The sequence below is a fragment of the Hyphomicrobium sp. CS1BSMeth3 genome, assembly GCF_900117415.1.
GTDB lineage: Bacteria > Pseudomonadota > Alphaproteobacteria > Rhizobiales > Hyphomicrobiaceae.
Genome location: NZ_FPEI01000005.1, coordinates 513,829 through 536,499, shown reverse-complemented (window position 1 = coordinate 536,499; position 22,671 = coordinate 513,829). Strand labels below are relative to the sequence as shown.

The 22,671-nt window shown below is 64.9% G+C and carries 19 protein-coding genes, 1 tRNA gene and 1 other RNA gene; 14 read left to right on the top strand and 7 right to left on the bottom strand.

The features are described 5' to 3' along the window. Window positions 1–38 precede the first annotated feature (38 nt). Both pheT and CS1BSM3_RS11680 read left to right on the top strand, forming a co-directional pair. Window positions 39–2,462 carry a phenylalanine--tRNA ligase subunit beta gene (gene pheT, locus CS1BSM3_RS11685; RefSeq protein ID WP_072387265.1) on the top strand — a complete coding sequence of 808 codons (2,424 nt, stop codon included), beginning with the start codon at window positions 39–41 and terminating at the stop codon, window positions 2,460–2,462. 177 nt (window positions 2,463–2,639) lie between these two features. Continuing rightward, entirely contained in the window at window positions 2,640–4,325 is a 1,686-nt protein-coding gene (locus CS1BSM3_RS11680) for a Na/Pi cotransporter family protein (protein WP_072387264.1), read from the top strand. Window positions 4,326–4,491: 166 nt separating this feature from the next. Here the strand turns inward: CS1BSM3_RS11680 and rnpB are convergent. Continuing rightward, window positions 4,492–4,898: RNase P RNA component class A (rnpB, locus tag CS1BSM3_RS11675), an RNA gene on the bottom strand. A gap of 71 nt (window positions 4,899–4,969) precedes the next feature. Next, on the bottom strand, window positions 4,970–6,397 hold the full coding sequence (locus tag CS1BSM3_RS11670; protein WP_143149222.1) for an aldehyde dehydrogenase family protein: 1,428 nt from the start codon (window positions 6,395–6,397) through the stop codon (window positions 4,970–4,972). A 353-nt stretch (window positions 6,398–6,750) separates the two neighbouring features. Here CS1BSM3_RS11670 and CS1BSM3_RS11665 point away from each other — a divergent pair, with 353 nt between their 5' ends. Further along, the gene (locus CS1BSM3_RS11665) at window positions 6,751–7,182 is read left to right on the top strand and encodes a CBS domain-containing protein (protein ID WP_072387262.1); all 432 of its coding nucleotides are present in this window, start codon (window positions 6,751–6,753) and stop codon (window positions 7,180–7,182) included. Between the two features lie 81 nt (window positions 7,183–7,263). Here the strand turns inward: CS1BSM3_RS11665 and CS1BSM3_RS11660 are convergent, their stop codons facing one another. Beyond that, window positions 7,264–7,533, bottom strand: coding sequence for a DUF1127 domain-containing protein (locus tag CS1BSM3_RS11660; RefSeq protein WP_072387261.1), 270 nt, complete (start codon window positions 7,531–7,533; stop codon window positions 7,264–7,266). A 52-nt stretch (window positions 7,534–7,585) separates the two neighbouring features. Continuing rightward, window positions 7,586–7,798, bottom strand: coding sequence for a hypothetical protein (locus CS1BSM3_RS27980; RefSeq protein ID WP_143149179.1), 213 nt, complete (start codon window positions 7,796–7,798; stop codon window positions 7,586–7,588). 265 nt (window positions 7,799–8,063) lie between these two features. On the opposite strand from CS1BSM3_RS27980, the gene CS1BSM3_RS11655 reads away from it, so the two are divergent. Both CS1BSM3_RS11655 and CS1BSM3_RS11650 read left to right on the top strand, forming a co-directional pair. After that, the gene (locus CS1BSM3_RS11655) at window positions 8,064–8,963 is read left to right on the top strand and encodes a LysR family transcriptional regulator (protein ID WP_072388105.1); all 900 of its coding nucleotides are present in this window, start codon (window positions 8,064–8,066) and stop codon (window positions 8,961–8,963) included. A gap of 153 nt (window positions 8,964–9,116) precedes the next feature. Continuing rightward, window positions 9,117–10,253, top strand: a complete 1,137-nt coding sequence (locus CS1BSM3_RS11650) for an endonuclease/exonuclease/phosphatase family protein (protein ID WP_083528528.1) — start codon at window positions 9,117–9,119, stop codon at window positions 10,251–10,253. A 61-nt stretch (window positions 10,254–10,314) separates the two neighbouring features. Here CS1BSM3_RS11650 and CS1BSM3_RS11645 read toward each other — a convergent pair. Continuing rightward, window positions 10,315–10,401 (bottom strand) — tRNA-Leu (locus CS1BSM3_RS11645). Window positions 10,402–10,497: 96 nt separating this feature from the next. Further along, window positions 10,498–11,616, bottom strand: a complete 1,119-nt coding sequence (locus CS1BSM3_RS11640; protein ID WP_083528527.1) for an HlyD family secretion protein — start codon at window positions 11,614–11,616, stop codon at window positions 10,498–10,500. A gap of 230 nt (window positions 11,617–11,846) precedes the next feature. Here CS1BSM3_RS11640 and CS1BSM3_RS11635 point away from each other — a divergent pair, with 230 nt between their 5' ends. Beyond that, window positions 11,847–12,071 carry a hypothetical protein gene (locus tag CS1BSM3_RS11635; protein WP_072387260.1) on the top strand — a complete coding sequence of 75 codons (225 nt, stop codon included), beginning with the start codon at window positions 11,847–11,849 and terminating at the stop codon, window positions 12,069–12,071. 466 nt (window positions 12,072–12,537) lie between these two features. Here CS1BSM3_RS11635 and CS1BSM3_RS11625 read toward each other — a convergent pair whose 3' ends face one another. Beyond that, on the bottom strand, window positions 12,538–13,881 hold the full coding sequence (locus CS1BSM3_RS11625) for an adenylate/guanylate cyclase domain-containing protein (protein WP_143149178.1): 1,344 nt from the start codon (window positions 13,879–13,881) through the stop codon (window positions 12,538–12,540). Between the two features lie 157 nt (window positions 13,882–14,038). Between CS1BSM3_RS11625 and CS1BSM3_RS11620 the strand changes: the two genes are divergently transcribed. From CS1BSM3_RS11620 to CS1BSM3_RS11585, 8 genes are all read left to right on the top strand, one after another. Next, window positions 14,039–14,740 (top strand): Crp/Fnr family transcriptional regulator, encoded by a 702-nt coding sequence (locus tag CS1BSM3_RS11620; RefSeq protein ID WP_072387257.1) that lies wholly within the window; start codon window positions 14,039–14,041, stop codon window positions 14,738–14,740. 166 nt (window positions 14,741–14,906) lie between these two features. After that, on the top strand, window positions 14,907–15,770 hold the full coding sequence (locus tag CS1BSM3_RS11615; protein ID WP_072387256.1) for an alpha/beta hydrolase: 864 nt from the start codon (window positions 14,907–14,909) through the stop codon (window positions 15,768–15,770). Window positions 15,771–15,871: 101 nt separating this feature from the next. Continuing rightward, window positions 15,872–16,561 carry a hypothetical protein gene (locus CS1BSM3_RS11610; RefSeq protein ID WP_072387255.1) on the top strand — a complete coding sequence of 230 codons (690 nt, stop codon included), beginning with the start codon at window positions 15,872–15,874 and terminating at the stop codon, window positions 16,559–16,561. A 47-nt stretch (window positions 16,562–16,608) separates the two neighbouring features. Next, window positions 16,609–17,817, top strand: a complete 1,209-nt coding sequence (locus tag CS1BSM3_RS11605) for an ABC transporter permease (protein ID WP_348532898.1) — start codon at window positions 16,609–16,611, stop codon at window positions 17,815–17,817. 24 nt (window positions 17,818–17,841) lie between these two features. Beyond that, window positions 17,842–18,570, top strand: a complete 729-nt coding sequence (locus CS1BSM3_RS11600; protein WP_143149177.1) for an ABC transporter ATP-binding protein — start codon at window positions 17,842–17,844, stop codon at window positions 18,568–18,570. A 128-nt stretch (window positions 18,571–18,698) separates the two neighbouring features. Further along, window positions 18,699–19,118 (top strand): DUF2147 domain-containing protein, encoded by a 420-nt coding sequence (locus tag CS1BSM3_RS11595; protein ID WP_072387253.1) that lies wholly within the window; start codon window positions 18,699–18,701, stop codon window positions 19,116–19,118. Window positions 19,119–19,348: 230 nt separating this feature from the next. Further along, window positions 19,349–21,148 carry a patatin-like phospholipase family protein gene (locus CS1BSM3_RS11590; protein ID WP_072387252.1) on the top strand — a complete coding sequence of 600 codons (1,800 nt, stop codon included), beginning with the start codon at window positions 19,349–19,351 and terminating at the stop codon, window positions 21,146–21,148. A 96-nt stretch (window positions 21,149–21,244) separates the two neighbouring features. Beyond that, window positions 21,245–22,639: a CoA transferase gene (locus CS1BSM3_RS11585; RefSeq protein ID WP_083528525.1), complete on the top strand. Its 1,395-nt coding sequence runs from the start codon at window positions 21,245–21,247 to the stop codon at window positions 22,637–22,639. Window positions 22,640–22,671: the final 32 nt, after the last annotated feature.

Below are 22,671 nucleotides of genomic sequence, written 5' to 3'. Positions count from 1 at the left end.
CAGACCCCGGCGGCCGCGCCTCATTGCGAGACCCGTTCATGAAATTCACGTTCAACTGGCTCCGGGACCACCTGGACACGACCACCCCGCTGGATGAGATCGTCGACCGCCTGTCGATCATCGGCCTCGAGGTCGAAGGCGTCGAGGAGCCGGCCAAGGCGCTGAGCCCGTTCGTCATCGCGCGCGTGGTCGATGCCAAGCCGCATCCCAACGCCGACAAGCTGCGCGTCTGTCAGGTCGATACCGGCTCGGGTGTCGTCGAGGTGGTCTGCGGGGCGCCGAACGCGCGTACAGGCATGATCGGCGTGTTCGCGCCGCTCGGCAGCTATATCCCCGGCACGGGCATCACGCTCGACAAGCGCCCCGTGCGCGGCGTCGTCTCGAACGGCATGCTCGTCTCCGAGCGCGAGCTCGAGCTTTCCGAGGATCACGAGGGCATCATCGACCTCGGCGAGGCCCACGCGAAGGATGTCGGCAAGCGGTATGTCGACATCATGGGCCTCGATGATCCCGTCATCGAGGTCAAGCTCACGCCGAACCGGCCGGACTGCACGGGCGTGCGCGGCATTGCGCGCGACATCGCCGCCTGCGGTCTCGGCAAGCTCAAGCCGGAGCTGCCGACACCCGGCGTCGAAGGCAAGTACGAGTGCCCGATCGATATCCTGCTCGAATTCCCGCCGGAGCTTAAGCACGCCTGCCCGGTGTTCGCCGGCCGCTATATCCGCGGCATCAAGAACGGCCATTCGCCCGCGTGGGTGCAGCAGCGATTGAAGGCGATCGGCCTCAGGCCCATCAATGCCGTCGTCGACGTGACCAACTATGTGAGCATCGACCGCGGCCGTCCGCTGCACGTCTACGATGCCGACCGCGTGATCGGTGCCATCCGGGCGCGCAACGGGCGCAACGGCGAGCGCTTTCTGGGTCTCGACGGCAAGGAGCACATTGTCGAGGACGGCATGTGCGTGATCGCCGACACGCAGCACGTGCTCGGCTTCGGCGGCATCATGGGGGGCGAAGAGTCGGGCTCGACGCACGAGACGACGAACGTGCTGATCGAGTGCGCCTACTTCGATCCATTGCTGACCGCCGCGACGGGCCGCAAGGCCGGCCTGCAGACGGATGCGCGCTACCGCTTCGAGCGCGGTGTCGATCCGGCCTTCATCAAGGGTGGGCTCGACCTCGGCACGCGTCTCATGCTCGATTTCGCGGGCGGCGAGCCGTCTCGCGCCAAGATTGCCGGCAAGGAGCCGATCAAGAAGACCGTGATCTCGTTCGCCTTCTCGCGCGTGAAGAAGCTTGCGGGTCTCGATCTCAAGACGAGCGATGCGCGCAAGACGCTGAACGCATTGGGTTTCGAGATCGATGGCCCGGGCGAGAACGTCAAAGTGACGGTGCCGACGTGGCGCCCGGATGTCCATGGCGCGGCCGACGTCGTCGAGGAGATCGTGCGCATTGCCGGTCTCGACAAGGTGCCGCCGGCCGCCATGCCACGCCAGCACGGCGTCACGCGCGCGGTGCTGACTGACGTGCAGAAGCGCGCCCGGCGTGCGCGCCGCGTCCTCGCGACGCGGGGCATGGTCGAGGCTATCACATGGTCGTTCACGCCGCGCGCCTGGGCCGAGCACTTCGGTGGTGGCAGCGATGCGCTGGAGCTTGCGAACCCCATCTCGACCGAGATGAGCTCCATGCGGCCGAGCCTGCTCCCGGGCCTGCTGACGGCGGCGCAGCGCAATCGCAATCGCGGTTTTGCCGATGTGGCGCTCTTCGAGGTCGGGCAGGCCTATAAGGGCGACAAGCCCGAGGACCAGCTCCTGCTCGCGTCCGGCGTGCGTGCCGGCGCAGCGCAACTCATTGGGCACGGCCGCCATTGGGATGGTGCCGCAAAGCCCGCCGATGTCTTCGACGTCAAGGCGGACGCGGCGGCGCTGCTGGCGGCGCTCGGCATTGATCCGGCGCGCGCGCAGATCACGCGTGATGCCCCCGCATGGTTCCATCCGGGCCGCTCGGGTACGCTACGGCTCGGGCCGAAGGTCGTGCTCGCCCACTTCGGCGAGATCCATCCCGCGACGCTGAAGACGCTCGACGTGACGGGGCCGGCCTCGGCCTTCGAGGTGTTCGTGAGCGCGTTGCCGGCCGAGAAGAGGAAGGCACGCGCGCGGTCGCCACTCGCGGCTGCTGATCTGCTGCCCGTGAGACGCGATTTCGCCTTCCTGCTGGATCGCGATGTGGCCGCTGGCGATGTCATTAAGGCGGCCTCTGCGGCCGACAAGGCGCTGATTTCCAACGTCCGGGTGTTCGACCTGTTCGAAGGCGATGCGCTCGGCGCCGGCAAGAAGTCGCTCGCCATCGAGGTGACGCTTTCGCCGACGGAGAAGACGCTGACGGACGCCGAAATCGACGCCGTTTCCAAGAAGGTGATCGCCGAGGTGAAGCGCGCGACGGGCGGTGACGTCCGCGGCTGAACGCCCTTGAACCGATCCTGTCGCGGAACGTTCTGCAAGGGCGTTGGCGTCCTGCGGAACAGACTGTCATAAAACTGTCATATTAGGCTTGCGTCCCATGTCGGACGGGGCCAAATTCCCCTGCTTGGCTCATAGCTTGGGGCAGCTCGCCGCTGCCAGGACCAAGGAGCGCGGGTTATGTCAGCCACCTTCGTACTGCTCCAGCTTGCTGGTTTCGTTGCGCTCCTCCTGTGGGGCATGCGCATGGTGCACACGGGCATGGTGCGCGCCTTCGGCGGCAACCTGCGCCGGTTCCTCGCGACCGGTCTCAAGAGCCGCTGGAAGGCGTTTCTCGCCGGTATGGGCATTACCGCGCTTCTTCAGAGCAGCACGGCAACCGCGCTGATGTCGACGAGCTTCATCGCCGCCGGCTTCATGACGATCGTGCCGGCCCTTGCCGTGACGCTCGGCGCCAATGTCGGCACGACGCTGATCGTGCAGGTGTTGAGCTTCAAGGTGTCGGCCGTGGCGCCGCTGTTCATGCTGGCGGGCGTCATCGCCTTCAATCGGGGCGGCAGAACGCGCACGCGCGATCTCGGGCGCGTATCCATCGGCATCGGGCTCATCCTGCTCGCCCTGCATCTCATCGTTTCGACCATCGAGCCGGTCGAAAAGACGGCTGCGCTGCGCGATCTGTTCGCGATCGTGTCGGCGGACCCGATCATCGACATCGTGCTCGCCGCGCTGCTGACGTGGGCCGCCTACTCGAGCATTGCGGCAGTGCTGCTGATCATGACGCTGGCGGAGCACCAGATCGTCGCGCCCGTCGCGGCAATCGCGCTCGTGCTCGGCGCCAATCTCGGCAACGTCATTCCGCAGTACTTCGCCGCCGGCACGAACAAGGCCGCGCGGCAGCTTGCGCTCGGCAATCTCATTGTGCGCTGCGCGGGATGCCTGGTCGCCATTCCGGTGCTGCCGTGGCTTGCCGATGCGATGGCGGCTCTGGATGCAAGCCCCGCCCGTCAGGTGGCCAACTTTCACACGCTTTTCAATGTGGCGCTGGCCGTCGTGTTCATCGGACTGCTGGACCCGCTGGCGCGCCTCTGCGCGAAGCTGATCCCTCCCGGCCCGACTGCTGCCGATCCTGGCGCGCCGCAGTACCTCGATGCCGCGGTCGTGAAGTCGCCGAGCCTCGCGCTTGCGGACGCGACGCGCGAAGTGCTGCGCATGGTGGATATCGTGCAGACGATGCTCACGACGTTCCTCGAGGCCCTGCGCAGCGACGACCGCAAGCTCCTTGCGACGCTGGCGGAGATGGACGATGACCTCGACCGGCTGCACAACGCCGTCAAGCAGCACCTGATGGCCATCAGCCGTCAGGACGGGCTCAGTGAGGTCGATGCGAATCGCTGCTCGGACATCCTTGCGTTCACGATCAATCTCGAGCACGTCGGTGACATCCTGGACAAGAACCTGCGCGAGCTGGCCGCGAAGAAGATCAAGCGCAAGCTCACCTTCTCCGACGATGGCCTGGAGGAGATCAGCAACATGCATCGTTGCCTGCTGGACAATCTCCATCTCGCGACGAGCGTCTTCGTGCTCGGCGACATCCAGTCTGCGAGAGCGCTGATGGCGGAGAAGGATCGGATGCGCGATCTCGAGCAGGAGGCCAATGACAACCATCTGCGGCGGCTCAGAGAGGGCAAGCCGCAGAGCATCGAAACGAGCTCGCTGCACATCGACATAACGCGCGATCTGAAGCGTATCGCGGCACATATTGCGTCGGTGGCCTATCCGATCCTCGAGCGGACGGGTTCCATCAGGCGCTCGCGGCTTCGGGATGAGGACACGGTGCCGGGCGAGCCGCAGCACCGCCCGAGCTGACGCCGTGCCGGGCCATCTGCTGCGCCATAGCTGCGGAAGGCGACAGCACCCCTTCCCAGCAGCCCCGTGGCTACGAATGATCCACTATCGCTATGGCCGCCGCGGGCATGGCACCACATTGGAAGGCGTTAGCACTCCTTCCCAGCAGCCCGCGGCAAGAAAAAATCATGTCAGCCGGCCTGTAAGCCGGGTTCTGTCTGGAGGTTTCCCTCCGCGACGGCCATTCATCTGGGGCGCCCATTGCTGGACGCCTCGTGCAACCAACCCGGGCAGCGGCGTGGATCACGCTCGACGTGACAGGCGAACCTGTCGCGTCCTGCCGCCCCTATTCGGTTTTGCTCCCGGTGGGGTTTACCCTGCCACCTCTGTTGCCAGAGGCGCGGTGCGCTCTTACCGCACCCTTTCACCCTTGCTGCCGCGGGCGAGCCCGCTTCGGCGGTTTGCTTTCTGTGGCACTTTCCCTGGGGTTGCCCCCGGCGGCCGTTAGCCGCCACCGTCGATCCATGGAGCCCGGACTTTCCTCCACCTTGCATCGCTTGCGCGGCGCTCGGCAGCGACCGTCCGGCCGGCTGACATGAGCAGCAATAAGGGGGGCGCATGGCCCCCCGTCAAGGTCTTCCAGCAGTCCCGGTTAGCAGGGGCGATCAGGCGGCGTTCCAGCCCATGACGGCCTTGATCTCGAGGTACTCCTCGATGCCGTGCTGGCCCCATTCGCGGCCATTGCCGGACTGGCGATAGCCGCCGAAGGGGGCAGCCGGGTCGGCGGCTGCCATGTTCAGCGTCACCATGCCGGCGCGCACCTGCCGCGCGACGCGCTTCGCCCGATCGCGATCGGACGAGTGGACGTAGCCGGCGAGGCCGAACATGTGGTCGTTGGCGATGCGGATGGCATCGGCCTCGTCCTTGTAGGGCAGGATCGAGAGCACGGGTCCGAAGATCTCCTCGCGCGCGATCCGCATGTCCGGCTTCACGTCCGCGAACACGGTCGGCTTCACGTAGTAGCCCTGGTTGAGGCCCTCGGGTTTGCCGGGACCGCCGGTCACGAGCGTCGCGCCCTCCGAGATACCGGACTGGATGAGATCCTGGATCTTGCGCCACTGCAGGTCCGAGACGACCGGTCCCAATTCGCTGTCGGCCGCTGCCGGATCACCGACCTTCATGCTCAGTGCTGCGGCCTTCGCGATCTCGGCGACCTCGCCCATGCGTTCCGCAGGTACGAGCATCCGCGTCGGCGAATTGCACGACTGGCCGGAATTGCGGAAGCAGAGCTTCACACCTTCCGTCACGGCCTTCGACCAGTCGACATCATCAAGCAGGATGTTGGCCGACTTGCCGCCGAGCTCCTGGCCGACGCGCTTGACCGTCGGCGCCGCGCGAATGGCGACGTCGATGCCGGCGCCCGTCGAGCCCGTGAACGACATGCAGTCGATCTGCGGATGCTCGGCCATGGCCTGGCCGACGACCCTGTCGCCGTGGACGAGATTGAAGACGCCAGCCGGCACATCTGCTTCTTCCAGCATCTCGGCGATGAGAATGGCGGAGAACGGCGCGACTTCCGAAGGCTTGAGCACCATCGTGCAGCCTGCAGCCAGCGCCGCCGCAATCTTGCAGGAGATCTGGTTCGCCGGCCAGTTCCACGGCGTGATCATGCCGACGACGCCGATCGGCTCGCGCAGGATCTCCGTCGCGCCGTGTGCTTCCTCGAAGGGATAGGTCTTGAGAATGCCGTGCATGGTGCGGAAGTGGCCCATGCCGGCGCCGGCCTGAAAGCGAGTCGCGAAAGAGAGCGGCGCGCCCATCTCGCGGCTGATGGTTTCGCCCATCTCGCCGAAGCGGCGTTTGTAGATCGCCGCGATCTTCTCGAGGAGGGCGAGGCGCTCCTCGCGCGAGCTTGCGGCAAATGCCGGGAAGGCCGCGCGCGCGGCGGCAACGGCGCGGTCCACGTCGGCCTTCGTGCCGAGCGCTACTTTGGCGAAGGGCTGCTCGGTCGCGGGATTGATGACGTCGATCGCCGTCGCACCGACCGGATCGGCCCAGGAACCGTTGATGAAATACTTGAGGCCCTTCTCCACACTCATGCTCGTTCTCCCGCGAAATTTCTGCTGCACCGCAACCGGGCGCAAGCGATGTCGTGGCCAGCATTAGGCGCCCGCGCCCCAATGATCAATGGTTTGAAAGGCCGAGTTGATTTGTGCGCCGCACGTATCTTCCGTGCGAGAACGGATCTTTCCCCTTGCAAGGCCATTGGCAATGGCCCAACTTAACTAAATTGGCGCAGCGATCCGAAGTACGATGCGCGCCGATATGCAGCGACGAACGGTTTCATCGGCCACGGTGACCGGTTCGTGGAGCGACAGGGCTTTGGGGGGCGGGGCGCCCTGTACCCGCGCGATGGGTCATCCACCCGGTGAACGGGAGGACATCCATGCATGTTGCCTCGATTCTCAAGGTCAAAGGCCACGCCGTCGAGACGGTCCGCGCCGATGTGAAGCTGACGGCTGTTGCCAGTCGGCTCACGGACAAGCGGATCGGTGCGGTGGTCGTGACCGATCGGACCGGCGGTATTGCCGGCATCGTTTCCGAGCGCGACATCGTCCATGCACTCGCCCGCGAAGGGGCGGAGTGTCTCGAGTGGTCGGTGTCCGAGATCATGACGCGTGAGGTGCTCACCTGCAGCGAGGATGACACCATCGACGAGATCATGAGCCGCATGACCATGCGGCGGTGCCGGCACCTGCCGGTCGTTTCCAGCGGCCGGCTTGCCGGGATCATCTCGATCGGCGACGTCGTGAAGCATCACATCGCCGAGGTCGAGATGGAGGCCATGGCCATGCGCGACTACATCGCGACGGCCTGATACGCAACGCCGAATGCCACGCAGTGCGGCTTGGCGCTGCGTGGCATTTTCTCGAGGCTTCGCCGGTAGCTCCGCGAGGAGCTAGATCCGCCAGAGCTTGCGCCGGACGTCGGTGGCGTTGGTCAACGCCGACCTGATCTCGCCTCTGTTGATGCCGATATCCTTCAGCATCCTGTCATCGAGTGCGTGGAGTTCCTTCTCCGCGGTCCGGAATGCCCGGTAGCGGATGATCTCCGTCGCAATCCGCTCGATGAAGCCGAAGAAGCTCGACAGCGGGCCGGTGGGTGAGGTCGCAAGGGGGCCGTCGGCAGCGCCATAGGGCGCGCCTATTTCATACTTTGGCGTAGACATGGGAAATCGCTCTCGCAGTTCGCGTTGAGACTGAATGTGAGTTCGGTGGCGATCAGACGATGTTGAATCGTCGGATGCGGCTCACATTCCAAATGAGTTGGACGTTGCGTTGTGCCGTCCAATGACACACCACCTGTTTACGCACTCGTGCTGCGTGCATTTTCGGCGGCGTTACAAACGCGCTCGGAAAAGCGGCAGTGTTCGGCGTCGACTGAAGCGCGCCGTCTTTCGTGTGCATCGCGCTCATGGTGGTGCTCTCGCTCATTGTCATCTCTCCTCTGAGTCATCAGGCGCGTCGGCCGAGGAATAACCGCGCGCGGGCGAGCTTAATGTCATGCTTCGCGTGATCTGATAATCCGCAGTTTCGGACAAAGATTGCGGAATTCCATTCACAGATCCTGTCATGTCCGTGCTACATACGGTGATCCCGGATACCCCATGACTTGGCGCAAGTGCGCCCGCCTCTGCAGGCGGGGCGGGGGATGTGCGCCCTCCATACGGCCTTCGATTGCGATCCAGCAGGTGTGCCAATGCGACAGCCTGATGAAATGCTTGTGATGGTCCGCGTCGCCGATCGCGGCGGTTTCACGGCGGCGGCGGAGGATGTCGGCCTGACGCCGTCGGCCGTTGCCAAGCTCGTGTCGCGCCTGGAGCAGCGCCTCGGCGTGCGCTTGCTGAACCGCACGACGCGCCGCGTCACGTTGACCGCCGAAGGCGAGCGCTACGTCGAGCGCGCGCGCAAAATTCTAGCCGACATCGACGAGTGCGAGGCCGATGTGATCGCACAAGGGGCCGCGCCGCGCGGAGAGCTGCGCGTCGCTTGTGCGACCGGCGTCGGCTTCACGACCATTGTCAGTGCGTTGCCGCGCTTTCGTGAGCGCTATCCCGATGTTCGCATCGAGTTCGCGATCGGCAGCCGCCGCATCGACCTCGTCGAGAATCAGATCGATGTCGCGATCCGGCTCGGTGCGCTGCCTGATAGCTCGTTCGTCGCACGCAAGCTTGCGACGTTCCGCCGGATCCTCTGCGCGGCGCCGGCATATCTCGCGAAAGCCCCGCGGCTCGAGGCGCCCGATGATCTGCTGGAGCACGAGTGCCTTTTTGCCTCGACCACGGCCGATCTCGATCTCTGGCCGTTCAAGGACGGAGGACGCACGCGCCGCATCAAGGTCAACAGCCGCTACCGTTTCGACGATGGCATGGCCTGCTATCTCGCGAGCCTCGCCGGCGTCGGGATCATTCGTCTGTCGAACGAGCAGGCATCCCGCGCGTTGAAGGTCGGACGCCTCGTGCCCGTTCTCGAGGCCGATCACGTGCCAGAGGCTGTGCAGTTGCACGCGGTGGTCCCGCAGGGCCGCCAGAATTCGCCGAAGGTCCGCGCCTTCATCGACTTCCTCGCCGAGGCTTATGAGCAGGAAGGGTGGCGGTAGGTCGGCAGGCGCTGAGCAACCTGGATCAGCTTGCGCACCCTCGTTGCCTCCAGCTACGCTCCGTCTATTGGGACGAGTGAATGGCTAGGCAGTAGCGCTGGCGTGCGCTGCTCGTGAATTCGGATTTAGCACGGATTTTCGGGAGCTAAACTCATGCCTTACTACTTTCATTTGAGAAACAAGATCAGAGACAAGAAGGAGCGGGGCCGCGTCATCGAGAACCTCCAGAAGCTCTCGAAGCAGCTCGACAGCGATATCCCCGACAAGGACGCAGACCAGAATCTTCTCGTTGCCACTTGGAACATTCGCGATTTCGGCAAGGTGGGCACGCGCAGAGGCTTCGGCAAGCGGGAGCCGGAGACGCTGTTCTACATTGCAGAGGTGCTGTCTCGATTTGATTTCATTGCTATTCAGGAGATCAACGAGCTGGAGGAGTTCGAGGAGGTCATGAACATCCTCGGTTCCCACTGGGACTACATCGCGACGGACGTGACGGACACCAGCCTTGGCGGGAATGGCGAGCGGCTCACCTACTGCTATGACAAGCGCAAGATGTGGTTCAAGAACATCTCCGGCGAGATCGTCCTGCCCCCGTCCATGCTGATCAGCAAAGCCATCGTCGACACCGAGGAAGGCAAGCGGCTCTATAGCGGCAAGCAATTTCGCCGTACGCCCTTTCTGACGAGCTTCCAGTCGGGATGGTTCAAGTTCGATATCTGCACCGTCCATCTCTACTACGGCGAGGAATCGGGGCCGGCGCTCAGAGAGCGCATCGAGGAGATCGATCGGATTGCCCGTTACTTCGGCAAGAGGGCAGATGCGGCCGCGAAGGCGGGCAAGGCCCTCATCCTTCTGGGCGACTTCAATATCGTGCACCCAGAGCATGAAACGATGACGGCGCTGCTCAAAGCCGGCTTCAGCGTGCCCAAGACGCTGCGCAACCCGACGAACTTCAGCGGCGACAAATACTATGATCAGATCGCGATCGTCGCCGACCCTGACGTCCTCAAGCACCTCGAAGCAGTTTCCGACAAGCCGAAGGAAATGAACGCCGGCATCGTAGATATCTTCAAGAGCATCTACCGGCCGGCGCAGTGGTCAGACTACGTCGACCAGATGAAGAAGTCGCCGAACGGGGAGGCTTTGTCGTCGGAGACCGATCTCAAAAAATACTATCGTGACTGGCTCACGTACCAGTGGTCGGACCACAAGCCGCTTTGGGCGCGTTTTCGTTCCAATGACGCGGCGGCCTATCTCGAGCGCCTCAAGAGCGAAACCCGAGTCGAGTAGCGGGTTCCTAAGTCAGGTCCGGCTGAAGGGCCGGGCCAGCTTTCTCATGATTGGGGAGCACTGGTGCGGACGGTGGGAATCGAACCCACACGACGTTGCCGTCTCAGGATTTTAAGTCCTGTGTGTCTACCAGTTCCACCACGTCCGCGCGTGAAGCCCGGCTCGGACCGGGCTCCCCGCAGCCGGGCTATAAATGGCTCGCGACTCTTCGGCAACACCGCCTATGGCTCTGGCGCGATCTTCGTTACCGGAAGAAGACGTCGGCGCGCATCCCGGGCAGCAGTGGTGAGGTGCCTTCGAGGTCGACCATGACCTCCATGACCTCGACGTCGGTCGCCCGCCGCGCACCGCGCGAACCCATGCGCGGCATGGCCAGGGACGCCGCAAGCTCCTTGACCGTGCCGCTGAATTCGCGGCCGGGATAGGCGGTGCTGCGCACGAAGACCTGCTGTCCGGTCTTGATCTTAGCCACGTCCTGCTCGTCCACTTCGGCCCGCACACGCATGAGCGTGAGATCGCCCATGACGACGAGCGCCTGCTCGACGGCGGGCATGGCGAGCTCGCCGGCCTTGGCATGAACCTGCAGCACCGAGCCGGTGAGCGGTGCACGAATGCGCATCTTCTCGACCATCTCCTCGGCAAGCGTCAGCTCGGCGCGGGCCGCAATGAGCGCCGCTTCGGCCCGGTTAGGCGCCGGCACTTTGGACTTGGCATGTGCCATGGCCAGCGCGGTGCGCTCCTGCTTCAGCTTGTCCTCGGCCTGGGTCAACTGATTGCGCGCCTGGATGAGGGCCTGCGGATTGCCGGGTGCCCGGCGGTCGGCCGCCAGTACGCCATCGAGAGCAAAGCGCGCGTTGGTTGCCGAGCGTTCGGCGGCGTGGAGCGCATCTTCTGCCTTGCGCACGTCCTCGCGGCCTGCCGTCTCCGGCTGTGCATCACGCTCGCGCTGGCGCACGGTGACTTCGACCTCGGCCGCTGCAAGGCGGGCACGTGCTTCCTTGTCATCGAGGCGGATGAGCACGTCTCCCTTCAGCACGCGATCGCCAGTGGCGGCGCTCACCTCCAGGACGCGCCCCGGCGCGAGAGCGCTGACACGCACCTGGCCTGAGCGCGGCTCGACCCGTCCCGGTGCTGCCGCGATCCACGTGGACTGCGGGCGGTCGGTGACGGCAGGCGCGGGGATGGCTGAAGCCGGCGCAATTGCCGCCACGAAATGCTTCGGTGCGGTTTGCATCACCATGAGGACGGACGCCGAGCCCGCTGCGAAGAGCCCCATCATAAGGGCAATGCGTCGGCCACGCCGCGGCGCATTGGCGCCAATGGGCATCGCGTGGGACGGGTTCGTGGTCGGGTGCGGTTGCATGACATCGTCCTCCAAGGTCGCCCCGCAGGGCTTGTTCGATGCCTCACCCTAGGTGCCGCACGGCGCGCGGTCTGTTTCGCAGGGAACAGGTCGATACATCTGCCTCGATGAGGAAAATCTCGCCCTGTTATGCCGGGAACAGCGCTGCTGCCGCCGCTCTGCGATGCTTCTCCTATCAAGCAACTCGCCAAAGCCGGGACAAGCCGGAGGCGACATCAAAGGAGAGTGTCATGCAAGGTGAGATCACGAAGTATCGCGACGACCTCGGTTTCGGTGTCATCATGACGGACGACGGCCGCCGCTTCCGGTTTGCCAGGAAACAGATCATCAGCGCAGCGGCAGACCTTGTCGGCCAGGAAGTCGACTTCGTCATTTCGGCCAGCCAGCCGGCTGAGATCATCGTCCTCTCAGGATCCGCCTGGACCGCGTTCGGCGGTATTGCCGGTACAGCCTGAGAGTCGATCACATGCAGATTGGCCAGATTTAAGCCCTCCGACGCCGGTCGGAGGGCTTCCTGCTTTGGACTAGGCGCGGATGTGATCTACGCGAACAAGGCCGCAGGCAGAGGCTGCCGGCGGCCGGAAATTCTCATCCTTCGAGGGGGCGTACCGCTCAGGTCACAAGGAGCGTACGCGCAGAACGGGCGCGCGAAGCCAGAGCCAGTTCGTGCAGAGCGTGTTCGCGCAATGGCGTGTGCTGGACGCGACGTGTGTCGTCGGCGGGGTGGGGGATGCTGTCGCCCAGCTCCCAACGAAGGTGCCAACCATGACTACGACGACCATGGCCAGGCGACGGGGATTCATCAGCGTGTACATGTCAGCGGCTCCACATCAACGAGTGTGCCGCAAGTGTGCCAGACGCGGCTGATGCAAAGCTGTTCCGTGCGGTACAGGCTCGACCGCCAGACGCGAGAAACCCGGATCAGGCCGAGGAGCGCGCCGCGGCATCCCCCGCCGCCGCGCTTCGCGGCGTTTCGCGCTCATCGTTCGCGGGGATTGCCGTGCGGCTATCCGTGGTCCGGCGTCCCTGCAGGAACCATGTGTGCACGACGCCATATCCCTTGACGTCGATGCTGCCGTTCGGCTCGAGGCGGTAGCTATCGCCGAGACGCATCTGCGTCAGCTCGGAAACCAGGATGGCGTGGGGCCGGCTGAGGTTCTCGAGACGCGAGGCGAGGTTCACGGTGTCGCCCCACACATCGTAGATGAGGCGCTTGGCGCCGATCACGCCCGCCAGAACGGGGCCGCTGGCGATGCCGACGCGGAGCGCGATGTCGATGTCGTGCTCTTTCGATATGCGCGCGGCGGCATCGATCATGTCGAGCGCCATGCCGGCAATGCGATCGGCGTGATTGGTGGCAGGTACGGGCAAGCCGGCTGCCGCCATGTAGGCATCGCCGATGGTCTTGATCTTCTCGACGCCCCACCGGTCGGCGAGCTCGTCGAAGGCGCGCACGATCGTATTGAGAAGCGCAACCGTTCGCGCGGGGCCCAGGTCCTTGGCGAGCGACACGAAGCCCTTGATGTCCGCAAAGAGGACGGATGCCTCCTCGAATTCATTGGCGATGGTCGCGTCGGGCTCCTCCTTCAACTGATTGACGACGGTTCCCGGGAGGATGTTGTGGAGGAGTGCATCCGTCTGGGCTTCGGCCTGCTCGACCTGCCGGAAGGCGTAGAAGAGCACGATGGAGATCACGCAGAACGTCGTCGCAACCGCCATGGCGTGATGGGCAGCCTCGTCGGCGTCGGAGATCTTGAACCCGTCGGCGCTCTCGAGGAACAGCAGCCAGGCGCCGAGATAGAGAGCGAACGAGATGGCAACGGCAAGGACGATCAGCTTCAGCCGCTCAAGTCCGAGGATCACGAAGAAAGCCGCGGGCGCGGCAAAATACTGAATGTGAAGGCCGGAGTTGCGGCCGAGATAGGAGGTTAGCAGGAAGATGCCGGCGAGTTCCGAGACAAGGATCACGGACGCCCCGACCAGTTCGCCATACCGATGCAGGAAGGGGACGGTCAGCGCGACCGCCGCCATGACCAGATTGATGATGATGACCGGCTTCCAGGTCTGGAAATCCAGGAACATCTGCTGGATGGCATAGACGAGCGTGAAGATCGCGATCACGTACGCGGTGACATTCATGATCTTGAGGCGCCGCCGCACGTTCAGCGGGTAGGCTTCGGTGCCATACGCCGATAGTTGTGCGAGCCGATCGGCGAATTTGCGTACGCGCTCGTTGCCCAACAGTGGGATGCGAGACGTCCCCATCCTGCGTCTCCGGTTTGGACTTTCCCGCCAACGACGAGCCATCTCAACCCAATTCAGATGGCTTGGTCCATGCCTCCGCTGTGTTAGGATACGCAGCTTTCACGCCTTTTAGCCTGATGGTACGTCGGGGGCCATAGGCACTTCGGGATCTGGCGCAATGGATCATAAGGCTATTGCCCATCTGCTGGCGCAAACAGACCTCTTCGGCGATCTCGACGATGGCGACCGGTTAACGGTCGTCGGGCGCATGAGGCGCGTTCAATTCGAGACGAACCAGATGATTTTCGCGCGCGGTGACCCTGGCCGCGAGATCTACCTCGTGCTCGACGGCCGCATTCGCTTGTCCGTGCTGTCCGCCGAGGGGCGCGAGCTGTCGTTCGCGCATGCGGGACCGGGCGAGCTTTTCGGCGAGATTGCAACACTCGATGGCGGGGAGCGGACTGCGGGTGCAACGGCGATCGGCCCGGTCAGTGCAATGACGCTTCCGCAAAGGGCGATGATCGAGCTCATCGAGGGCCATCCCAAAGTCGCCAAAGCGGCGATTCGTTTTCTCTGTCAGCGCCTCAGGGATACGGACCACAAGCTCGAAGCCATTGCGCTGCATCGCATCGAAGTGCGGCTTGCGAGGCTCATGCTGTCTGCGATCAAGCTGCAAGGCGTGGTGGCGAAGAACGGCCAAGCCAAGCTCGATCTCGGGCTTTCGCAGAGTGAAGTCGGCCTCCTGATCGGGGCCAGCCGGCCGAAAGTCAATCTGGCGCTCACGGCGCTGGAGGACATGGGCGCAATCACGAGGTCGGGCGCGGCCTATGTCTGCGACCTTGAGATCCTCGGCTCCGTGGCGGATATGGATATGGGCTGAGGCGCTCCCCTCGCATTGCGACGCGCCGGCGGGTCCCCCGCCTCCATGAATTGCCGATTTTTCTCTAGGCCGCTTCTTTGGGGCCCTGCCTGTTCCTGCCGGAACAGCGCGTGCGCCCTCCCGTGCCTACGGTTCGAGCATCGTCACTCGAACCGGGGTATTGCACATGACCTTCGAGACCCAAGGCTACTACGTCCGCGGCGGCCGTACGGGCGTGCTGCTGATGCACGGTCTGTGCGGGACGCCGACCGAGATGCGCTTCGTGGCGAATGGCCTCGCGCGGACGGGCTGCACCGTCTACTGCCCCATGCTGGCAGGCCATGGCGGCACCGAAGAGGACATCAAAGGCACGTCCTGGCAGGATTGGTACGCGAGCGCCGAACGGGCCCTCGACCGCCTCCGCGAGGACTGCGACACCGTCATCGTCGGCGGGCTATCGACTGGGGCCGTGCTTGCCCTGCTGCTCGCGGCGCGCCGTCCGGCCGACGTGCAGGGGACCACCCTTCTCGCCCCGACGCTCTGGCTCAATGGCTGGCTCATTCCCTGGTACGCGCGCCTTTTCCGGCTGGTTTTCAGCAAGCGCATTGCCAATCTGATCGGCTTTCCCGACCTCCACCCGCACGGCATCAAGGACGAGCGCATCCGCGAGTTCATTCGCAATGCCCTTTTCAGCGGTGACAGCTCCGTGGCTGGTCTGCCGTCGACGCCGGGTGGTGCCGTCCTCGAGCACCGGCGGCTCGTTCAGGCGGCCCGCGCCGAGCTCGGCCGGATCCACCAGCCCGCGCTGATCATCCACCCGCGCGAGGATGACTACGCCGACCTCGACAACGCCTGGTACCTCCAGCGCCAGCTCAAGGGCATGGTCGACATGGTGGTGCTCGACGACAGCTATCACATCGTCACGGTCGATCGTCAGCGCCACGTGGTCGTCGAGCGGACTGCGGCCTTTGTCGCGAATGTCGCTCAGCGCATGGGTGCGAAGGCAGGTGCCATAGCCGGCACCGCCGCGCCGGCGCGCGCCGCCGCCTGAGCGGGGATTGGGCGAAAGTTTTGCGCCTGTACCCCGCGGAACAGCCCCCGCGCAGAACCTCCCGCATAGTCCTCCCATCTCGAACACGAAAGGAACGCCCAATGTCCAAGCTCCCGATCGCTCTCGCCGCTCTGGCTCTGGCCACGGTGTCGTCCATCCCGCTCTCCACCGAAGCCGATGCCGGCCGTGGTTTTCGCGGACACTTCCGCTTTCATCACTTCGGCCCCCCCATGATCCGTCATGAAGAGCCCGTGTACGTCTATCGCAAGCCGCGCGTCGTTCGGCGACCGGTGGCCGCCCCTGCGCCTGCGCCCGTCGTGAAGTTCGCGGATGGCGAAGGCCGTGTGTTCGACCGCGCCAGCAAGACGTGGTTCGACGGCGCCGGCTCCTGCTGGAAGGGCAACAAGACGTTCGCCTATCGCAGTGGCGCCTGGTTCTACGGCAATGCGCGATGGGTTCAGACGAGCAATGGCTGGGGCGTCTCCTCGGGCGAGGTCCCGGAGCAGATCGACTGCGCCGACACCAAGGCCTTCGCCGGCAAGATCAAGCCTGTTGCCGCCGCTCCCGAGGCATCCCCTGCCGAAGCAGCGAAGCCCGTTGCCGCAGCTCCCGCGGCTGCTCCTGTCGAGGTCGCGAAGCCGGCATCGGCGAAGGAAGTGCCCGCGCGCGCTCCTGAGCCCAAGGCGGCCCGCGCCGAGCCGAAGGCACCTGAAACCACGGCCAACGCGAGCGACTGCAAGAAGTACCTCCCGAGCCTCGGCGAGACCGTTTCCGTTCCCTGCAATCAGTAGCGCGGATCGCCCGCACCAACGCCAACGACGCGCCTCGGAGACCAGCGATGCACACGACAGCCGATGCAGCCCCTATCGCTCTGCCGGGCCGGCCCGCGCCGGCCCGGAAAGGGATGATGCGGCTCCCCATGATCCCGAAGCTCGCCTATCGCAATCTTTTTCATGATCGCCTCGGGCTGGTCGTGACGATCGTCGGTATCGTTTTCTCGGTCGTCCTCGTGGCTGTCCAGTTCGGGCTGTACCTCGGCTCGGAGAATCGCATCGCCGCCATGTTCGATCATGCAGAAGGCGATCTGTGGGTCGTGCCGCTCGGCACCAAGAGCTTTGACGATCCCGCCATGCTGTCCGGGCGCGAGCGTCACAGCGTGCTCTCGACGCCCGGCGTCGCGAGCGTTCAGGAGCTGGCCGTCGGCTTCGTCAACTGGCGCAAGCCGAAGGGCGGATCGACTGCGGCGCTGCTAGTTGGCTCCGAAATCCGCGAAGGCTCGACACTGCCGTGGAACGTCGCGGAAGGGAGCGCGAGCGCGCTCGCTGCACCCTCGGCGGTGGCTGTCGACAGCACCTATTTCCAGGAGCTCGGCATCACGCGCATGGGCGATCGCGCCGAGATCAACAACATGGACGTCACCGTGCAGGCCGTGACCAAGGGCATCCGCTCGTTCACGACGCTGCCCTACGTGTTCACGACGCTTTCGACGGCACGCACGCTCCTCGGCGCCCCTGCGGATCAGTCCTCCTACACGCTGGTCAAGGCCGCGTCTGGTACGTCGATCGAGGATCTGCGGGCTGCCATCGCCAAGCGCCTGCCGGATGCCGAGATCCTGACGCACGCCGAGTTCCGCAAGCGCAGCCTCGACTACTGGCTCTTCGAGACCGGCGCGGGCGCGGCACTGATCGCCGGCGCGCTGCTCGGCATCATCGTCGGCATGGTCATCGTTGCGCAGACGCTCTACGCGAGCACGAAGGATCATCTCAACGAGTTCGCCACGCTCCGCGCGCTCGGCGCCTCTGCGGGCTACATCAACAAGGTCATTCTGATCCAGGCGATGCTCAGCGCGATGATCGGCTACGTGCTCGGCATGGCGTTGAGCCTGGCCGTCATCTGGGCGGCCGAGGACTCGACGCTCCTGATCGTCATGACCCCGAACCTCGCGCTGATGCTGCTCGCCCTGACGGTCGGCATGTGCGTGCTCGCCGCCATCTGCGCCATCTTCAAGGTCATCCGCATCGATCCGGCCGTGGTGTTCAGCCGCTGACCGCGCTCACAAGGAATTACGACCATGACCAACTACATGCTCGAAGCCCGCGACATCACCAAGGTCTACCACTCGGAAGCCGGCGACATCATGCCCCTCAAGGGCGTCAGCGTTGAGCTGGCTGCCGGCGAGCTCACCCTGCTCATGGGGCCCTCCGGCAGCGGCAAGACCACACTGCTTTCGATCCTCGGCTGCATTCTTTCGCCGACGAGCGGCAGCCTCCAGATTGCCGGCTACTCGACGAATGGGCTCAGCGCCGAAGGCATGGCCGATCTCCGCCGTCGGCACGTGGGCTTCGTCTTCCAGTCCTACAACCTCGTGCCGACGCTCACGGCGCTGGAGAACGTCATGCTGGCGCTCGACCTCCGTGGCGCCTCGCGCGCCGAAGCGCCGGACCTCGCCTGGGAAGCGCTCGCCGCTGTCCGGCTCTCGCATCGCGCGAATGTCATGCCGAGCAAGCTCTCGGGTGGCGAGAAGCAGCGCGTGTCGATTGCTCGTGCACTCGCGGGTGCGCCGTCCGTGATCCTCGCGGATGAGCCGACGGCGGCACTCGATAGCGAGAACGGCCAAGCGGTGATGGCGCTGCTTTCCGAAGTGGCCAAGGACACGCGGCGCGCGGTTCTCGTCGTCACGCATGATCATCGCACACTCAAGTACGGCGATCGCATGATCCGCATCGAGGATGGCCGCATCGCGAGCCGTGCCCGTCGCCGGAGCATGTCGGACGCCATGCTCGCGCCTGCTGCGGCGTGAGAATCTTCAAGCCTGTTTCGGGCGGAACAGCGCCCGATCGAGATCTTCAACATAGTGGTTCCTGCGCCGACCCAGACAGCGGGGCGGTCAACACCAGGAACCCAACAGACAAGCCAAAGGAGAGTGCCATGATCGTTTCCGTCAAGCGCATCGTTCGTGCTGCCGCTCTGTTCGCAGCAACCATTGCGACCACGACGCCGTCCGCTGCCAACGAGCCGACCGGCATCTGGTTCGATCATACCGGCCGCGGCGCCGTCGAGATCACCGACTGTGGCGGCGCGCTCTGCGGCCGCATCATCTGGTTGAAGGACGCTGCCGACAACAAGACGTGCGGCAGGCAGGTCATCGGCAACGTGAAGGCCGTCGGCGCCGGCAAATGGGACAAGGGCTGGATCTACGATCCCGAGGACGATGCGCGCTACAATGTCGAGATCACCCCCATGGGCGGCGACCGGCTCAAGGTCATGGGCTACATGGGCAGCAAGATGCTGAGCGAGACCATGACCTGGCGCCGCGCGCCGGCCGACCTCAAGCGTTGCAATGCCTGATCCGCTTTATCCACGCCCCGCCCCTGCATGTTGCGTTCATGCAGGGCGGGGCGTCGTCGTGTGCGCTGCACCGCAGCGTTATTTCCATTCCATGTGAACCAATCTCTCACGCGCCGGGCACAATCTGGCGCGCTTGGCCTATACTGCGATCGGCCAAATGGCAGGCGGCGCGGCTTGTGGGCTGAAGCTCCAAGCTGTGCATCGACCGGCCCGAGAGGTTGGTGCAACGCATGAGCAGTTCTCTCGCGTCGATCGACATCTTCAGCGACCTCCAGCCGGACGAGCGGGCAGCGCTTGCAAATGAGCTCACGGTCCTCCGGCTCGCGCGCGGCGAGGTCCTGGTCCGGCAAGATGCGCCGGCAGACGCGCTCTTCATCGTCGAGAGTGGCCGCTTCGAAGTGACCGTCGCCGGGCGCGACCAGCCGATCGCCGAGCTCGGAGGTGGCGCGCCCATTGGCGAGATCGCCTTCTTTGCGGGCGGCACGCGCACGGCCACCGTGACGGCTGCGCGCGACAGCGTGGTTATGAAGCTCTCGCGCGAGCAGTTCGATCGCCTGTGCGCCCGCCATCCGACGATCTGGCCGCGGTTGGCTGCGACACTCGCCAGGAGATTGGCCGATCAGACTGCCGGTCGCTCCGCGCCTCGGGATCATACGCCGCGCGTGATCGCCATCATTCCTGCTGGGCCGCGCCCTGTCCCGTCGCGCTTCGTTGAACGACTCGAAGCCGTGCTGGCGCGCGATGGCTCGATCGAGGTTGTCAGCGCGAGCAATATCCGCCGTGTGCTCGATGGCTATTCGGATCTCGACAGCCACGCGGCAACGCGCGCGCTCAATGCGCTCGAGATCCGCCACGATTTCGTATTGCTGGTGGCCGACGAGGAGATGACGTCCTGGTCCGAGAAGGTCATCCGGCACGCCGATGTCGTCCTGAGCGTGGGAACAGCAGACGGCGATGTGTCCCATACTGTCCCCCTCAGTGCCCAAGAGCGTTTCGCGAACGGCCATTTCCGCCCTCATGCTCACCGCCTCGTGCTGATCCATCCGAAGCGTGGCCATGCCAAAGGCACGGGGCATTGGCTCGACGGCCGGCATGTCGGCGCGCACCACCACGTCGCCCTCATCGATGACGAGGATGTCGAACGGCTTGCGCGTTTTCTCCGCGGTACGGCCTTGGGCTTCGTCGCCTGTGGCGGTGGGGCGTTCTGCGCGGCGCACACGGGGTTGTTCAAGGCCATGCTCGAGCATGGCATCACGTTCGACATCATGGGCGGCACGTCGGGCGGCAGCGCCATGGCGGCCGCTTTCGCCATGGGCATTTCGCCGGAGGAGATCGTCGAGGCGACGCACGAGATGTTCGTGCGGGGCAAGGCCCTGCGCCGCTACACGTGGCCGCGTTTCAGCCTGCTCGATCACACGCACTTCGACCGCCAGCTCCATGCGCACTATGGCGGCATCGATATCGAGGATCTCTGGATCCCCTACTTCGCCGTCTCGACCAATCTCTCGCGCCATACGGTGCACTGTCATCGGCGGGGCGAGCTATGGGCTGCAGTCCGCTCGTCGGGGTCCATCCCTGGCCTGCTGCCGCCTTACTACACGCCCGACGGGGAGATGCTGGTCGATGGCGCGCTCATGGACAATGTGCCGATCGGGATCATGCACGACCTGAAGCAGGGGCCGAACGTTGTCGTCTCCTTCGAGATGCCGCAGCTTCAGCGCTTCGACGTCAAATATGAGGCGCTGCCATCGCGCGCTGAGCTGCTGCTGCGTCTCTTGCTGCCCTTCAAGCAGGCTGCGGTTCCGCCGGCGCCGAGCCCGCGGCAGGTGATCGTGCGTGCACTCATGGCGAATCGCCATGGCTTTGAACGGCACTTGCGCCCTACCGACGCGCTGCTCGTGCCGCCACTGCTCGATCGCATGACCGTTATGGACTGGGGGCGCCATCGCGAGCTCTACGAGGCGACGTATGCTTGGGGGCTGAAGGAGATCGATCTGCTGCGGAACGCAGGTCACGCCGTCGTACGATAGTCGTGCTCACACAGCCACTCTTCCCTCCCGGACAAAGCCGTTCTACTTCATTTGGGGAGCGTGGCCGGTCCACGGTGCTTGATGGAGCAAACGCCCATGGTGACCCCGAGCAATGCCCTGGCCGATATCTGGCGGACGATCGGCGGCGACAGCGCGGCCCTCGCGCGCGTGAGCCTGACCGGCGCAGAGCCGGCGCAGCCCTCTTCCTTCAAAACAGGCACGATCGCCCAGGCCACGATTGCCGCCTCGGCGTTGGCGGCGAGCGAGGTCGATCGCGTGCGCAATGGGCGCGCCCAGAAAGTGGCAGTCGACATGCGCCACGCGGCTGCGGAGTTTGTCAGCGAGCGCCTCTATACGATCGACGGCAAGCCGCCCGCCTGGGCCTGGGACAAGATCGCGGGCACGTATCAGACCGGCGATGGCCGCTGGGTGCGTCTGCACACGAATTTCCCGCATCATCGCGACGGCATTCTCGACATGCTGGGCGTTCCCTATGATCGCGAGCAAGTGGCCGCGGCATTGAAGCGCTGGACCGCGCAGGACTACGAGGACGAGGTCGCGCGGCGCGGTCTCGTCGGCACCATGATGCGCAGTCCCGCCGAGTGGGCCGCTCATCTGCAGGGAGCGGCGGTCGCTGCACTTCCGCTCATGGAGATCGTAAAGATCGCGGATGCACCGGTGCAGGCCTTGCCGCCGGGTGCGCGGCCGCTTTCGGGTGTGCGCGTGCTCGATCTGACGCGGGTGCTGGCCGGGCCGGTGTGTGGGCGCACGCTTGCCGCGCACGGTGCGGATGTGCTGCGCGTGACGGGGCCGCATCTTCCTGACATTCCCGGTCTCGATGTGGAAACGGGGCGCGGCAAGCTCTCCGCGCACATCGACCTGCGCGGAGCGGAAGGCAAGGCGACGCTCGCCGGCCTGCTCAAGTCCGCGGATATCTTCGTGCAGGGCTATCGGCCGGGCGGCATTGCCGAACGCGGGTTCTCGCCGGAACAGGTCGCCGAGGTGCGTCCCGGGATTGTCTATGTCTCGCTTTGTGCCTGGAGCCATGTCGGACCCTGGGCGCGGCGGCGCGGCTTCGATTCGCTCGTGCAGACAGCGACGGGGATCAATCGCGCGGAAGCCGAAGTCGCGGGCGTCGACAAGCCGGTCGAGCTTCCGTGCCAGGCGCTGGACCATGGCGCGGGCTACCTCATGGCCGCCGGCGCCATGATGGCACTCAAGCGGCGCGCGGAGATCGGCGGCTCATGGCTCGTGCGCGTGTCCCTCGCGCAGGTCGGGCATTGGCTGACTGGCTTGGGCCGGGTGCCGGATGGACAGAAGGCGGCCAAGATCGACCGGGGTGCCGTGCAGGATCTGCTCGTGGATCTGCCGAGCACGTTCGGCACGATGTCGGTGATGAGCCATGCCGGTCGGTTGTCGGAGACCCCACCGCAGTGGGATCGTCCCTCGGTCGCGCTCGGCACCCATGCGGCGGCTTGGCCGATGGCCTGATGGCGCTATTGCTATTGGCTGGGGTACTACTA

What these genes read in the sequence shown, in the direction of transcription:
- CS1BSM3_RS11585 (WP_083528525.1), top strand. Translation starts at nt 21,245, where the DNA reads ATGGTGACCCCGAGCAATGCCCTGGCCGATATCTGGCGGACGATCGGC.
- CS1BSM3_RS11595 (WP_072387253.1), top strand. Translation starts at nt 18,699, where the DNA reads ATGATCGTTTCCGTCAAGCGCATCGTTCGTGCTGCCGCTCTGTTCGCA.
- CS1BSM3_RS11615 (WP_072387256.1), top strand. Translation starts at nt 14,907, where the DNA reads ATGACCTTCGAGACCCAAGGCTACTACGTCCGCGGCGGCCGTACGGGC.
- CS1BSM3_RS11665 (WP_072387262.1), top strand. Translation starts at nt 6,751, where the DNA reads ATGCATGTTGCCTCGATTCTCAAGGTCAAAGGCCACGCCGTCGAGACG.
- CS1BSM3_RS11590 (WP_072387252.1), top strand. Translation starts at nt 19,349, where the DNA reads ATGAGCAGTTCTCTCGCGTCGATCGACATCTTCAGCGACCTCCAGCCG.
- CS1BSM3_RS27980 (WP_143149179.1), bottom strand. Translation starts at nt 7,798, where the DNA reads ATGAGCGAGAGCACCACCATGAGCGCGATGCACACGAAAGACGGCGCG.
- CS1BSM3_RS11640 (WP_083528527.1), bottom strand. Translation starts at nt 11,616, where the DNA reads ATGCAACCGCACCCGACCACGAACCCGTCCCACGCGATGCCCATTGGC.
- CS1BSM3_RS11620 (WP_072387257.1), top strand. Translation starts at nt 14,039, where the DNA reads ATGGATCATAAGGCTATTGCCCATCTGCTGGCGCAAACAGACCTCTTC.
- CS1BSM3_RS11660 (WP_072387261.1), bottom strand. Translation starts at nt 7,533, where the DNA reads ATGTCTACGCCAAAGTATGAAATAGGCGCGCCCTATGGCGCTGCCGAC.
- CS1BSM3_RS11605 (WP_348532898.1), top strand. Translation starts at nt 16,609, where the DNA reads ATGCACACGACAGCCGATGCAGCCCCTATCGCTCTGCCGGGCCGGCCC.
- CS1BSM3_RS11650 (WP_083528528.1), top strand. Translation starts at nt 9,117, where the DNA reads ATGCCTTACTACTTTCATTTGAGAAACAAGATCAGAGACAAGAAGGAG.
- CS1BSM3_RS11610 (WP_072387255.1), top strand. Translation starts at nt 15,872, where the DNA reads ATGTCCAAGCTCCCGATCGCTCTCGCCGCTCTGGCTCTGGCCACGGTG.
- CS1BSM3_RS11600 (WP_143149177.1), top strand. Translation starts at nt 17,842, where the DNA reads ATGACCAACTACATGCTCGAAGCCCGCGACATCACCAAGGTCTACCAC.
- pheT (WP_072387265.1), top strand. Translation starts at nt 39, where the DNA reads ATGAAATTCACGTTCAACTGGCTCCGGGACCACCTGGACACGACCACC.
- CS1BSM3_RS11655 (WP_072388105.1), top strand. Translation starts at nt 8,064, where the DNA reads ATGCGACAGCCTGATGAAATGCTTGTGATGGTCCGCGTCGCCGATCGC.
- CS1BSM3_RS11625 (WP_143149178.1), bottom strand. Translation starts at nt 13,881, where the DNA reads ATGGGGACGTCTCGCATCCCACTGTTGGGCAACGAGCGCGTACGCAAA.
- CS1BSM3_RS11680 (WP_072387264.1), top strand. Translation starts at nt 2,640, where the DNA reads ATGTCAGCCACCTTCGTACTGCTCCAGCTTGCTGGTTTCGTTGCGCTC.
- CS1BSM3_RS11635 (WP_072387260.1), top strand. Translation starts at nt 11,847, where the DNA reads ATGCAAGGTGAGATCACGAAGTATCGCGACGACCTCGGTTTCGGTGTC.